Source organism: Gordonia sp. NPDC003585 (assembly GCF_040610755.1).
In the GTDB taxonomy this organism is placed as follows: Bacteria; Actinomycetota; Actinomycetes; order Mycobacteriales; family Mycobacteriaceae; genus Gordonia.
On record NZ_JBEXMX010000067.1, the window covers coordinates 1 to 13,115 of the forward strand.

A 13,115-nucleotide genomic window follows, 5' to 3' on the forward strand; every position below is an offset into this window, starting at 1 on the left:
GACCACCACACCGGCCCCGGCGCCACCCAGCAACGCGCGCCGTGACAGCCGCGAGCGTCCTGAATCTTCCGGTGCCGGTGTGGTTTCGCTCATCGTGTCCCCGTCATCGCGTCCCAGTCGTCGTATAGACGTTACTGCGGCAGGACGATGCCCGGCACCTGCGAGAGGGTCGCCGACAAGGCGTCGATCTTGGCCGACAGATCCTTGCGCTGCTCCGGTGTCACCTGCGTGTAGGAGACGTAACCCTCGCCCTGCTGGAACTGGTTGATCGCGGCGCGAACATCCGCGAACTGCGCGGTGATCTTGTCCATCAGCGGCTGGTCCTTGGCGGAGATGATCGGCTGCATGGTCGCGATGGCCGTCTCCGAACCGTCCACGTTGGCGGCGAAGTCCCAGAGGTCGGTGTGCGAGTAGCGATCTTCCTCACCGTTGACCTTGGTGGCAGCGACCTCGTCGATCAGGGCCTGCGGTCCCTGAACGAAAGATCTTGTCTCGAAGTTGAAGTCGGGCTTGTTGACCTCGTCGTGCAGCTTGTTGACGTTGGCGAGCAACAAGTCTGCCTGCTGGTCGATGTTGGCCTTGGTGTCGGTGGCCTTGGCGTTGGCCGCGTCGGCCGGACTGATCTGTCCTTCGCCGTCACCGATCTCGTTCGGCTGCGGCGGCCACAGGAATCGTTCGATGCGGTGGAAGCCGGTGAACGGTTGCGTGCCGTTTTCGGTGTCCTCCCAACGCATGTCGATGGCCGGGTCGAGGTCGGGGAACGACTCGGCGACCGGCTCGATGCGCTCGTAGGGCGTGCGCACGAGACCGAACTGGGCGCGCGCGGCGTCGAGGTTGCCGCTCTTGACGTTGTTCACGAACGACTGGGTCTGTGCCTGCAGCGTGTTCAACTGGTTGCGGACATAGCCGAGGTAGGCGACCTTGGCGGCGTTGACATCCGCGGGCACCTCGGCCTTTTCCTTCTTCTCACCGCTGACGGTGATCTCCTTGCGGATACCGGTGCCGACCATGCCGGGCTTGCAGGCCACGGTGTAGGTGCCCGGGTCGACGATCTCGACCGTCAGGTTGCCGGAGACACCCGGACCGATGTTCTCGACCTCGCCGAGAACCCGGTTGTTGTTGCCATAGACGTAGAACTCGGTGACCTTGGTCCCGTTGTTGGTCACGGTGAAATCGACGTCGCCGGTCTGCGCTTCGGTGCTCGCCAGATCGCACTCCGAGTCCGACGAGGTCACCTTGATGGCGCCCTCCGAGTCGGTCTTCGACGTACAGCCCACCAGGAGCAGTGGGGTGGCGCACACAAGGGCGGCGGCGGCAATTGTCGTCGCTACCTTGCGATTCGCTCGAAGGCGTTTGCGCATCGGGTTTCCTTTCAGCGGCCGGCGTCGGGAGTTGCCGGGGTTTCGGGGGAGGTGTCGGCGGGCGTGCTCGCGGGAGCGCGATCGGCCGGTCGACGGCGGTTGGCGCGTAGGAAGATCGTCAGCACCACCACGACGTAGAGCACCCAGGCCACCACCTGCAAGACGGTGGGGTCGGGCCGGAAGTTGAAGATGCCCGCGAGCACCGTGCCGTACCACGACGACTGGTCGTAACTCGCGGAGATGTCGAAGGCGATGTTGTTGAGGCCGGGTAGCCAGCCGACCGTCTGCAACGCGCGCACCCCGTAGGAGAGGATGCCCGCGGCGACGATGATCAGGAAGATCCCGGTGTAGAGGAAGAACCGGTGGAAATCCAGGCGGATCGCACCCTGATAGAGGAGCACCGTCAGCACGATCGCGACCACCACGCCGATCAGCAGACCCAGCAGTGGCCACCATCCGCCCGACACGCTCTCCGCATATCCGACCATCAGCAGCGCGGTCTCGAAGCCCTCTCGGCCGACGGCCAGGAAGGCCAGGCCCATCACCGACGCACCGCCGGCCAGCAGTGCGTCGGACATGCTGTCCTTCAGGTCCGACGAGATGTGCGAGGCGGCCTTGCTCATCCACAGCACCATGAAGGTGACGATCGCCACCGCGACCAGCGACGCGACTCCGGCGATCAGCTCGGCGGCCAACGGCGTCATCGTCGACGTCCCGAAATGGATGACGAGGAAGACGACCACCACCATGGCGACCGCTGCCGCGACACCTGCCCAGATCCATTTGAGGGCGCCGCGGCGGCCCGCACGCGTCACGAAGGCCACCAGAATCATGACCACAATGCCGGTTTCGAGGCCTTCGCGAAGTCCTATCAGTCCGCTTCCGAACATCTGCGCGAAAACCGAGGGCGCGCCACCCGAAGCGAGAATCTCCACCGTGCTCTTTCCGACGGCCCGCTCCCGAAGCGGAGTGTGGTGAGGCTAACCAGACGACAGTAGCGCCGGATCCCGGGAACCGGAAGCTGAGACGGCGAGTTGACTATGCGATTGGGTCTTAAGTCCTCATCATGCGATGGTGGGTGGTCGTCGCGACGGATCTGTGCGAATCGGTCGCGACCAACAAGGCAGGGAGTGAGTGAGTAGTGCGTGTGCGTGGTCCGTTGTCGCGGGCAGTACAGGGTGCAATGGTCGGCGTCGCCGCGGTGGCGGCGTCGGTCGTGCTGGCCGGGTGCATCGACCTGCCCACGTTCGACCGGCCCGACATCCCCGACGGCATCCCGCCCGGTCCGGGGACCCCGCAGCCCTACATCGACATCAACGCGCCCGGACGTACCGCCGAACTCATGCGTGAGTGGGCCACGCCCATCGCGGACTCGACGGGTATCCCGCTCATCGCGATGGAGGCCTACGGCAACGCCGCCGAGATCCAGCGCCAGCAGCACCCCGAATGCGGACTGGCCTGGACCACCCTGGCGGGCATCGCGGGGGTGGAGAGCAAACACGGCACGTATCGCGGAACCCGGATCGCGGCCAACGGTGACACCTCACCGCCCATCCGCGGAGCCAAGCTCGACGGCTCGCGCGGCAACCTCGAGATCCACGACACCGACGGTGGCCGCCTCGACGGTGACGCCACCCACGACCGCGCCATGGGCCCCTTCCAGTTCATCCCCGAGACCTGGACCCGGTACGGCGTCGACGCGAACGGCGACGGCAAGGCCGACCCGGACAACATCGACGACGCGGCCCTGTCGGCGGCGCGCTACCTGTGCGTGTCGTCGGGCGGCGACATGACGACGCCGTCGGGCTGGGAAAAGGCCGTGAAGGTCTACAACAATTCGATGGCCTACGTCCTCGACGTGCGGGATCACTCCAACGCCTACTCGATCAACGTCCGCTACTGACCGGTCCGGATCTGTGGCAACCGACCATCCCTCGGGCCGTCGGAAATCTGTACCTCGGAGGCCGGCCAGGTGCATAGTGCACGTGGGCGGGGTTGGGAGGTACAGGCCGTCCGACGGGGTGGTGGTGCGCTCGCGTGAAATGACCCCGGGACGACGACGTCGTCGGGTCGGTGGCTCGGTAGCGTTCCTTCTGAACTGGGGAAACGCGATCCAGCGGCCCGCAAAATCTAGGGGAAGAAGTTTCTTCCCCTGGGTTCGTAGTCATCCGCGAGAATTTTCTGGGGGAGGACTCCAAGGCTAGGGGAAGAACTTCTTCCCCTAGATTTTGCGGGCGCGTGTTCCTGGCGTCGCGTTCGGCGGAACGCGATGACCACGATCGGTGACTGAGATCGGGCCCGTCAGCGTCCGCTTCCGGGAGATACCCGGAGCACCACAGTCAGGGGCCCGATCCTGGCCACCGGTCCGACCTCCAACCCTTCCCGCCTCCACGACCCCCCGCCGCACTTGTGGAATCTGTACCTGGGAACCCATGAAGTGCACAGTGCACTTGGTCGGGCTGGGGGGTACAGATATCCGACGGGGGTGGGGCTCCCGCGGCCTGGTCGGGTCGCCGACTTCACGAATTTGTTTCGTGCGCGGCCCTTGCCACATGTGTCGAGGCACTAGCGATTAGGCTTTGACCCGTACCTTGGCCGTCGCCAGATGCGTCGGCCCACCACCGAGAAATAGGGGTTGAACCGTGGCAATCATCGAGCAGGTTGGTGCACGAGAGATTCTCGATTCGCGGGGCAACCCGACGGTCGAGGTCGAGGTCGTCCTCGATGACGGCACGTTCACGCGGGCCGCTGTGCCGTCGGGCGCCTCGACCGGTGAGCACGAGGCCGTCGAACTCCGAGACGGTGGCGAGCGCTACCTCGGTAAAGGCGTCACCAAGGCCGTCGAAGGTGTGCTCGGTGAGCTCGCGCCGGCGGTCATCGGGATCGAGGCCGAGGAGCAGCGTCTCGTCGACCAGGCCCTGCTCGACTGCGACGGCACCCCCGACAAGGGCCGCGTCGGTGCGAACGCGCTGCTGGGTGTGTCCCTCGCCGTCGCCAAGGGAGCTGCCGAATCGGCCGGACTGCCGCTGTTCCGCTACATCGGCGGACCCAACGCGCACATCCTGCCCGTGCCCTGTATGAACATCATCAACGGCGGCGAGCACGCCGACAACGGCATCGATTTTCAGGAGTTCATGATCTGCCCGGTCGGTGCGCCGACCTTCAAGGAAGCCCTGCGCTGCGGCGCGGAGGTGTACCACGCACTCAAGTCCGTGCTGAACAAGCAGGGACTCAACACCGCGCTCGGCGACGAGGGTGGCTTTGCACCCGACCTGCCCCACACCGACGCTGCGATCTCGGTGATCGGCGAGGCGGTCGGCAAGGCCGGCTACAACTTCGGCAAGGACGTCGTGATCGCGCTCGACGCGGCCGCGACCGAGTTCTACTCCGATGGCGTCTACAAGCTCGAGGGCAAGGACTACTCGACCGCCGACATGGTGCCGTTCTACGAGAAGCTCATCGCCGACTTCCCGATCGTCTCGATCGAGGACGGACTGGCCGAGGACGACTGGGACGGGTGGGCCAAGCTGACCGAGGCGGTCGGCGACAAGGTGCAGCTCGTCGGTGACGACCTGTTCGTGACCAACCCCGAGCGTCTCGAACGCGGGATCACCGAGGGAGTCGCCAATGCCCTTCTGGTGAAGGTCAACCAGATCGGCACGCTCACCGAGACCCTCGACGCGGTGGCCCTGGCGCACAACAACAGCTACAAGACGATGATGAGCCACCGGTCCGGTGAGACCGAGGACACCACCATCGCCGACCTGGCCGTTGCCTGCGCGTGTGGTCAGATCAAGACGGGTGCGCCGGCGCGCAGCGAGCGTGTCGCCAAGTACAACCAGCTGTTGCGCATCGAGGAAGGTCTCGGCGACGCGGCACGCTACGCCGGTGACCTCGCCTTCCCGCGTTTTTCGTTTGGTTCGTGATTAGCTGGAGCCCATGGCTAACCGTGGGCTCAGTGACAGTGCTGGGCGTCGGCGGGTCCGCGACTCGCGAGGCGATGCGCGCTCGCGTGAGCGCGCACGCCAGACTCGCCGACGCCGGCCGACCGCAACCCAGGCCGACGCGTCGGAGTCGGCCACCCAGACCGACGCACCCGACTCGGTCACCCAGACCGGCGAGCACGAACTCGACACCGTCGGCGCCGACGAGCAGAGCACGCGCAAGCGTCCGCGTCGGATCTCGAACGCCCGTCGGCGCCCGGACGGGTCCCGTTCGGCAGCGTTGGTGTCGCGGGTTCGGCATGTCGACGCCAAGCGGGCCGTCGTGCTGGCTCTGGTGATCAGCATCGTGGCGCTCACCCTCGCGATGCCGATGCGTACCTACTTCGCCCAGCGCTCCGAGTTGCGTCAGCTCACGGCGGCCAACGTGGAGAAGGAACGTGAACTCGCCGACTACCGGCAGAAGGTGAATGAGCAGGAAGACCCGGCCTACATCGAGGCCAAGGCACGGTCGGAACTTCTGTTCGTGAAGCCGGGTGAGACGCCGCTGGTGATGATGTACCCCGGCGACGAACAGCGTCGAGCCGCAGCCGCGGCAGCCGAAAAGCGTGCTCGCGCACCGTGGTACGGCCGACTGTGGGATTCGGTCGCGACTCCTCCCGGCGTCCGGTGAGCACCTTCGACGCCGACCTCGAGATCGTTGCGCGACAGCTCGGCCGGGAGCCGCGTGGCGTCATCGAGGTGAGTTACCGAACGCCCGACGGAGTGCCGGCCGTGGTGAAGACCGCTCCGAAGCTGCCCGACGGCACACCGTTCCCGACGCTCTACTACCTCACCGATCCACGGCTGACCGCCGAGGCCAGCCGCCAGGAGTCGGCCGGGGTGATGAGGGAGATGACCGCCAGGCTCGCGGAAGACGTTGAACTCGCGGCGGCCTATCGCCGTGCGCACGAGAGTTATCTCGCTGAACGCGATGCGATCGAGTCGCTGGGCACCGACTTCACCGGTGGCGGGATGCCCGACCGCGTGAAATGCCTGCATGTCCTGATCGCGCACTCGCTGGCCAAGGGGCCGGGAGTCAACCCGCTCGGTGATGAGGCGGTGGCGCTCGCCGCCGACAACGGTCTTCGCGGCACAGCCATTCCGGCGGACTGGCCGCATCTGACGGCGGACGATACCGAGGGTGACGAATCGTGACCGTCGTTGCGGCGGTCGATTGCGGCACCAACTCGATCCGCCTGCTCGTCGCGCGGCCCGACGACTCGGGACGGTTGATCGACATCCACCGCGAGATGCGGGTCGTCCGGCTCGGGCAGGGGGTCGACGCCACCGGGCGCTTCGCCGATGAGGCGATCGACCGCACCCGGATCGCGCTCGCCGACTACGTGGAGATCATGCGGTCGCACCGGGTCGAGCAGGTGCGCATGGTGGCCACCTCGGCCACCCGCGATGCGTCGAACCGTGATGCGTTCTTCGGCATGACGGCCGAACTCCTGGGTTGTGTGGTGCCCGACGCGATCGCCGAGGTGATCACCGGCGACGAGGAAGCGCGGCTCTCGTTCCGCGGCGCCGTCGGCGAATTGGATTCGGCGCAAGGGCCTTTCGTCGTCACCGACCTGGGCGGTGGCTCCACCGAGGTGGTGTTCGGCGGTACGGGGACAGGCGGGGCCGACGGCGTGCGCGCCGCTTTTTCGGCCGACATCGGGTGTGTTCGGCTGACCGAGCGGTGTCTGCCGTCAGATCCGCCGACCCCCGCCGAGGTGTCCGCGGCGCAGGCGTTCACGCGGGAGCGACTTGCCGAGGCGTTTGCGGCGGTGCCCGTCGACGGCGCCCGCACCTGGGTGGGCGTGGCCGGAACGATGACGACGCTGGCGGCACTCGGTGCCGGACTCGACACCTACGATCCCGAGGTCATCCATTTGTCGCGGATCCCGCTCGACGACCTCGACCAGGTGTGCCGACGGCTGGTGTCGATGACGCGCGCCGACCGCGCCGCCCTCGGACCGATGCATCCCGGTCGGGTGGACGTGATCGGCGGTGGTTCCCTGGTCACGATGGAACTGGCCCGCGAGTTGTCGGCGCGCGCGGGCATCACCGAACTCGTGGTGAGCGAGCACGACATCCTCGACGGTATCGCCCTCGGCCTCCTCGACCCCCGTTGACCGTGCGTCCCAAATCGTTGACCGTGCATTCCCGGCCGGTTTAGACCCGCAGTGGGTCCAACGTTTGGCCTGCTGGGCGCACACGCGTAGCTTGGTTTCGTTACGCACCCACACAGGAGGTCAGGAGTGTCGACACCGTCGGTGTTCACCTTTCCCAATCCGGTCAACGACTACGCAGCGCGTTCGACCGCCGGCCTGGTCGTCGCGCTGGCGATCGTGACGGTCGCCGTCAACCATTGGGCGCTGTACGCGGTGTTGGCGATCGGCTTCGCGCTTCGTGTGCTTTCGGGACCCAAGCTGTCGCCGTTCGGCCAGTTGTCGGTGCGGGTGATCGCACCGAAAATCTGGCGCAAGACGAAGCTCGTTCCTGGTCCGCCGAAGCGGTTCGCACAGACCATCGGCCTCGTGGTGAGCACCACGGCCCTCATCCTGAGTCTGCTCGGCTTCGGACTCGCCGCCCAGCTCGTCGTCGGTGTCCTCATCGTCGCCGCGACACTCGAGTTCGTTTTCGGTTTCTGCCTGGGCTGCACCATCTTTGGCTTCCTGCAGCGTCGCGGCGTCATCCCGGACACCGTGTGCGAGGCCTGCAACAACATCTCGCTGCGCACACCCGAACCCGCGCAGAGCTGACACACGCCGAGGCGGCGATGACTGCGGTGGGAAGCGGCTCATAGCCCACAATGAACCGGTGAGTCAGCCCGGATACGACGCCCTCGCCGCTCTGTACGCCGACACCTTTCCCACCCCGTACATCACCTCGTTGGAGCGACACGCGGTCCACGCGTTCGCCGACACGGCCGCTGCGCAACTCGGTGGCGATGTCGTCGTCGACATCGGATGCGGCCTTGGTCATGTCACCGCCGACCTGCATGATCGCGGCCTGCCGATCGTCGGGATCGAACCCAGTGCCGGCATGGTCGAACTCGCGCGCACCGGCCACCCGCACTGTGAGTTCATTGCCGACGACGCACACCTGCGCGGCACCGCCGCCGACCTCCGTATCGGCGCGATCCTGGCGCGCTTCAGCCTGATCCACGTGTCTCCGTCGGTGCTCCCGCAGGTGCTGCGAGCCTGGTCAAGTCGCCTTTCTGACGGAAGCCCCGTGTTGATCGCGTGCCAGACCCTGGACCGCGGCACCGAGGAGGAGTTCGACCACCGGGTTGCCAGAGCATGGCTGCGTCACCCGGATCACCTCGCTGCACAACTGAAGGAAAGCGGCTTCGACGAAGTCTGGCGAATGATCAGCCGCCCCGACGACGAACACCGGTTCCCGGAGCTGCATCTCCTGGCGCGTCGACGACCATGACAAGTCGCTGACCTATTGCGGAATGCACGGTCAACGATTTGCGACGCACGGTCAACGGTTTGAGGCGCACTGTCAACGGTGACAGGACCGTGGCGACCTGGGCAATCGCTACTCCGGCGCGACCGGAGCCTCCATCGCACCCTCGAGGGTGACGTCGTGGATGTCTCCGGAATCGTCGGTGTCGATCTCGGGTGAGTCGAGTTCCTGCGGCACGACGGGCGCCTCGATCGATGCCTCGATGTTCAGCGGCTCATCCTCGATGTCGTCGTCTTCGAGGTCGGCCAGCTCTGCGTCCTCGAGCTCGGCGTCCGCGGGTTCCGCATCGACGATCTCGTCGACCAGGTCGGCATCGAGGATGCGTTCCTCGTCGAGCTTCGCCTTACGCGCGGCCTCACGCATCTCGAAACCGTCGGTGAAGATCTCACCGACCTCACGGGCCACACCGGCGACGGCGCCGGTGATGATGGTCGCGATCTGACCGACGTGATTGGCGGTCGACTCGACGAGCTCTTGAATCAGGTCCTTGTTGCGTTCGATGCGATCGACCATCTGATCGGACTCCTTGTCGCTGGGGACCATCCGGGGAAACCACACCCGGGCGGCATCGCCGACGACGATACCGCCCGGAAGGTGGTGGTGCCATGGGACGTCGCGGACCGTTCAGGCAACGTCCGCCGGCTTGTTGCGCTCGACGATGACGGTGAGGTCATCGTCGTCGCGCGTCATGAAATTGGGCAGCGACAGCTTGGCGATCTTCTTCCAGGTCGACGCGAGCTGCTGGCTCAGCGAACCGGTGTTGTAGGGCAACCCGTAGCGTTCGCAGATCTCCTGGACCTCGCCCGACACCTCCGGGTAGCGGCTGGCCGGGATGTCCGGGAACAGATGGTGCTCGATCTGATGCGACAAGTTGCCGCTCATGATGTGGAACAGCGGGCTTCCGGTGATGTTGGCCGACCCGAGCATCTGCCGCAGGTACCACTGTCCGCGCGTCTCGTCTGCGCATTCCTCGGAGGTGAATGTCTGTGCACCGGTGGGGAAGTGGCCGCAGAAGATGATCGAGAACGTCCACAGGTTGCGCACGAGGTTGGCGCTCGCGTTGCCGACGAGAGTCGACACGAACAGCGGTCCGGTCAGCGCCGGGAAGACGACGTAGTCCTTGAGCACCTGACGACCGGCCTTGCGCCACATGCCTTTCACCAGGCCCTTGATGTCGGTCCACTTGCGCTTGCCCGCGATGATGTTCTCGGCTTCGAGATCGTGCAGCATCACGCCCCACTCGAACAGCAGCATCAGGGCGGTGGCGTAACCGAGGTTGCCCAGGTAGTAGGGATTCCACTTCTGGTCACGGGCCATGCGCAGGATGCCGTAGCCGATGTCGCGGTCCTCACCGATGATGTTGGTGAAGGTGTGGTGCAGGTAGTTGTGGCTGTGCTTCCACTGGTCGGCCGGACACACTGTGTCCCACTCGAATTCGCGCGAGTTGTAGGTGTCCTCGCGCATCCAGTCGTACTGGCCGTGCATGACGTTGTGGCCGATCTCCATGTTGTCGAGGATCTTGGAGACCGAGAGTGCGCCGACCGCCGCGATCCATGCGGGCGGGAAGAAACCCAGGTACATCAGGGCCCGTCCGGTGACCTCGAACCCGCGTTGGGCGCGGATGACCGAGTACAGGTATTCGCGGTCCTTCTCGCCGAGGTCGGCGACGATCCGGGCGCGCAATTTGTCCAGGTCGCGACCGAGTGCCTCGACCTGCTCATAGGAGAGAACGACGGTATTGGGGTCGGTCACCTGCGTGGCCGCCGGATCGATCACGGTTGTTTCCGCGGTCGCGTCGGATGTCGGTTTGGTTGCCTCGGGTTCGATCACCGCAGGCAGATGGGCGGGGCGGAGTTCGGTGTCACGGGTGAGCTCGATGGTCATGGTGATACCTCCGTAGGGGTGTTGGGCGATTGCGGGGTGGTGGCGGTCAGATGTCGATGTCGACGTCGCCGACCGGGGCGTTGATGCAGAGCTGGATCTGTTTGTCGGCTTCGGTGTCGAGTTCTCCGGTCAGCACATTGCGGGTGCATCCGGAGAGCTTGGTCGCGGTGCATGAGAAGCAGATGCCCATGCGGCATCCGGACTCGGGCGTCAGGCCGGCCGATTCGGCCTGATCGAGGATCGGACGACCGTCGTTGGTCGTGGTGGCGCCGGAGGCGAGGAAGGCCAGTTCGCCGGTGATCGGTTCGTCGGGGTCGACGGCGATCGGTGCGGCGAGGGTGAATGCCTCGGTGTGCAGCGGCCGATGCAGTCCTGCGGCCTCGTGGAAGTCCGACACGGCGTCCATCAGGGCTCCGGGGCCGCACACGAACACGTCCGCGTCGACCAGGTCGGCGACGCCATCGAGATGCGCTTCGCTGAAATGGTCGTCATCGACTCGCGTGTAGTAGCAGCGCAGGTCGAGGTTCGGATTCACCGCCGCCAGCGATGCGAGTTCGGCACGGTATGCGGCCTCGCGGGGTGTCGGCGCGTAGTGCACAAAGGTGATCGGTCCGTCGTAGTCGTCGGACAGCAGTGTGCGCAGCATTGAGAGTACAGGTGTAACACCGCTGCCGCCGCTGATGAAGACGACCGAACGAGGATCGGACTCAGGCAGGGTGAACTCGCCCTGGGCTTGCGACAGGCCGACGACGTCGCCCGCGCGGGCCGTGGCGGCCAAGTGACGGGAGACAAAGCCGTCGTCGTGGGCAGCGATGGTGAGTTCGATGTCGCCGTCGCGTCCCGCGGCATTGGCCGGCGAGAAGCAGCGGCTGTGCCGAACGCCGTCGATGACGACGCTGAGCTGCACAAACTGGCCTGCTCGGTGTCCCTTCCACTGCCGCGTGGGCCGCAGTTGGAGGCGTACAGTGTGCGGGGTGGGGTGCTCGACGCGGACGATCTGCGCACGCAGGTCGCGCCAGGTCAGCATCGGGTCGATGAGTTCGAGGTAGCGATCCACCGGATGCGGCGACATTGCCGCTTCGACGATGGAACCGAACCAACGGTTGAGTCGGCCGGTCGACGCGGTGGCGTCGGCGGTGCGAGTTTGGGGGGTGCGGATGCTCATGGGCGGGCTCCGTTCTGGGTTGTTTCAGTGAACAACTGTACACGGAAAAGTGTGACACACGGGCGCGGTGCCGCGTCAAGGGTTGATTGCCGTGACGGCTGTCACTTGGCGCGGAGGGTCGTGCCCGAATGTGCCGGCAGCACCACTTAGACTCGGATGGTGACCCGGACGCGACACACGAGCCAGCGTGAGACGCAGTCGCGTGCCGACAAGAAGAACCAGACGCGTCAGGCTCTCCTCGACACGACGTTGACCCTGGTGGGTGAGCGCAGCTTCGGGAGCATCAGCCTGCGTGAGGTGGCACGTGGCGCCGGAATCGTGCCGACGGCCTTCTACCGCCACTTCGCGTCGATGGAGGATCTGGGCGTCACCCTGGTCGAGGATTCGATGCGGGTGCTGCGTCGTGCGTTGCGGGACGGTCGGCGTGATCTGGCCAGTCGTCAGGCGCTGCCGACCGCGCAGAATTCACTCGCCATCCTCTTGCGGCACGTCCACGAGAACGAACCCGCGTTCCGCTTCCTGATCCGCGAACAACATGGCGGGATCGCCGAGGTTCGACGCGCCATCGACACCGAATTGCGGCTGTTCTCCAAGGAACTCGCCATCGACCTCGCGCGGATGCCCGCCCTCGTCGGGTGGGAGGCCGAGGACCTCGAACTCGCCGCCGACCTCATCGTCACCATCATGCTGACCGCCGTCGCGGATCTGATCGACGGTGAGTACCGGGGGCGCGATGCCGAGCGCGACGTCGTCGAACGCACCGAACGCCAACTCGTCATGGTGTTCCTCGGCATGGGGCAGTGGCGTACCGGCGGTTGATTCGACGAGTCAGGTGACCATCCCGCTGACCTGGGCAAATGTAATGGACCCGGCCGCGGCCGTCCCACTAAATCTAGGGGAGGAAGTTTGTTCCCCGATGTTCGGAGTCGCCCCCTAGAAAGTTTGCGGGGAGGACACCAAGGTTAGGGGAAGAGTTTCTTCCCCTACCTTCTTCGAGACGCTCCGGTGGATCGATGGTTCGTCTGCCGGGTCGGATCGCCGGGACGATCGGCCTCGTCTGAAACGGTCTTCCTGGCGTGCATCCGAGGGAAATGTGCCCTCGGTGGCTCCTCACGGAGACCGTTCCGGACGGCCTCACTCTTCCCGCCTCCACGATCGCCGACGACGTCGGCGGGTGGGTCGATGTTGCAACCAGGGCGATTTCAAGGGTGGGCAGCGCAATGATGTGGTCCGACACTACTCGTCGGACCACATCCGCGG

The 13,115-nt window shown here is 65.7% G+C and carries 13 protein-coding genes; 8 read left to right on the forward strand and 5 right to left on the reverse strand.

The features are described from left to right. Positions 1-131: 131 nt before the first annotated feature. Both efeO and efeU read right to left on the reverse strand, forming a co-directional pair. On the reverse strand, positions 132-1,361 hold the full coding sequence (gene efeO, locus ABZW74_RS17530) for an iron uptake system protein EfeO (protein WP_355277932.1): 1,230 nt from the start codon (positions 1,359-1,361) through the stop codon (positions 132-134). Positions 1,362-1,372: 11 nt separating this feature from the next. Next, positions 1,373-2,296: an iron uptake transporter permease EfeU gene (efeU, locus tag ABZW74_RS17535; RefSeq protein ID WP_240856517.1), complete on the reverse strand. Its 924-nt coding sequence runs from the start codon at positions 2,294-2,296 to the stop codon at positions 1,373-1,375. A 248-nt stretch (positions 2,297-2,544) separates the two neighbouring features. Between efeU and ABZW74_RS17540 the strand changes: the two genes are divergently transcribed. The 7 genes from ABZW74_RS17540 (at position 2,545) to ABZW74_RS17570 (ending at position 8,770) form a co-directional block, all read left to right on the forward strand. Continuing rightward, complete coding sequence (locus ABZW74_RS17540) at positions 2,545-3,264, forward strand: lytic murein transglycosylase (RefSeq protein ID WP_240856544.1); 720 nt, start codon at positions 2,545-2,547, stop codon at positions 3,262-3,264. Between the two features lie 739 nt (positions 3,265-4,003). Then, positions 4,004-5,287 carry a phosphopyruvate hydratase gene (gene eno, locus ABZW74_RS17545; RefSeq protein ID WP_240856518.1) on the forward strand — a complete coding sequence of 428 codons (1,284 nt, stop codon included), beginning with the start codon at positions 4,004-4,006 and terminating at the stop codon, positions 5,285-5,287. A gap of 13 nt (positions 5,288-5,300) precedes the next feature. Further along, entirely contained in the window at positions 5,301-5,975 is a 675-nt protein-coding gene (locus ABZW74_RS17550; protein WP_240856519.1) for a septum formation initiator family protein, read from the forward strand. Further along, entirely contained in the window at positions 5,972-6,499 is a 528-nt protein-coding gene (locus tag ABZW74_RS17555; RefSeq protein ID WP_240856520.1) for a DUF501 domain-containing protein, read from the forward strand. Before ABZW74_RS17550 ends, ABZW74_RS17555 begins: the two co-directional genes overlap by 4 nt. Next, positions 6,496-7,464, forward strand: coding sequence for a Ppx/GppA phosphatase family protein (locus ABZW74_RS17560; RefSeq protein ID WP_355277936.1), 969 nt, complete (start codon positions 6,496-6,498; stop codon positions 7,462-7,464). Before ABZW74_RS17555 ends, ABZW74_RS17560 begins: the two co-directional genes overlap by 4 nt. 126 nt (positions 7,465-7,590) lie before the next feature. Then, positions 7,591-8,094 (forward strand): DUF4395 domain-containing protein, encoded by a 504-nt coding sequence (locus ABZW74_RS17565; RefSeq protein WP_240856522.1) that lies wholly within the window; start codon positions 7,591-7,593, stop codon positions 8,092-8,094. A gap of 58 nt (positions 8,095-8,152) precedes the next feature. Then, positions 8,153-8,770, forward strand: a complete 618-nt coding sequence (locus ABZW74_RS17570) for a class I SAM-dependent methyltransferase (RefSeq protein WP_355277939.1) — start codon at positions 8,153-8,155, stop codon at positions 8,768-8,770. A 108-nt stretch (positions 8,771-8,878) separates the two neighbouring features. Here ABZW74_RS17570 and ABZW74_RS17575 read toward each other — a convergent pair whose 3' ends face one another. The 3 genes from ABZW74_RS17575 to ABZW74_RS17585 form a co-directional block, all read right to left on the reverse strand. Beyond that, positions 8,879-9,319, reverse strand: a complete 441-nt coding sequence (locus ABZW74_RS17575; protein WP_240856524.1) for a hypothetical protein — start codon at positions 9,317-9,319, stop codon at positions 8,879-8,881. Between the two features lie 111 nt (positions 9,320-9,430). Beyond that, a complete protein-coding gene (locus ABZW74_RS17580; RefSeq protein ID WP_355277942.1) occupies positions 9,431-10,690 on the reverse strand; it encodes an acyl-CoA desaturase in 1,260 nt (419 codons plus the stop codon). A 46-nt stretch (positions 10,691-10,736) separates the two neighbouring features. Then, entirely contained in the window at positions 10,737-11,855 is a 1,119-nt protein-coding gene (locus ABZW74_RS17585) for a ferredoxin reductase (RefSeq protein ID WP_355277945.1), read from the reverse strand. Between the two features lie 156 nt (positions 11,856-12,011). Between ABZW74_RS17585 and ABZW74_RS17590 the strand changes: the two genes are divergently transcribed. Next, on the forward strand, positions 12,012-12,674 hold the full coding sequence (locus tag ABZW74_RS17590; protein WP_355277948.1) for a TetR family transcriptional regulator: 663 nt from the start codon (positions 12,012-12,014) through the stop codon (positions 12,672-12,674). The last annotated feature ends 441 nt before the right edge of the window (positions 12,675-13,115 follow it).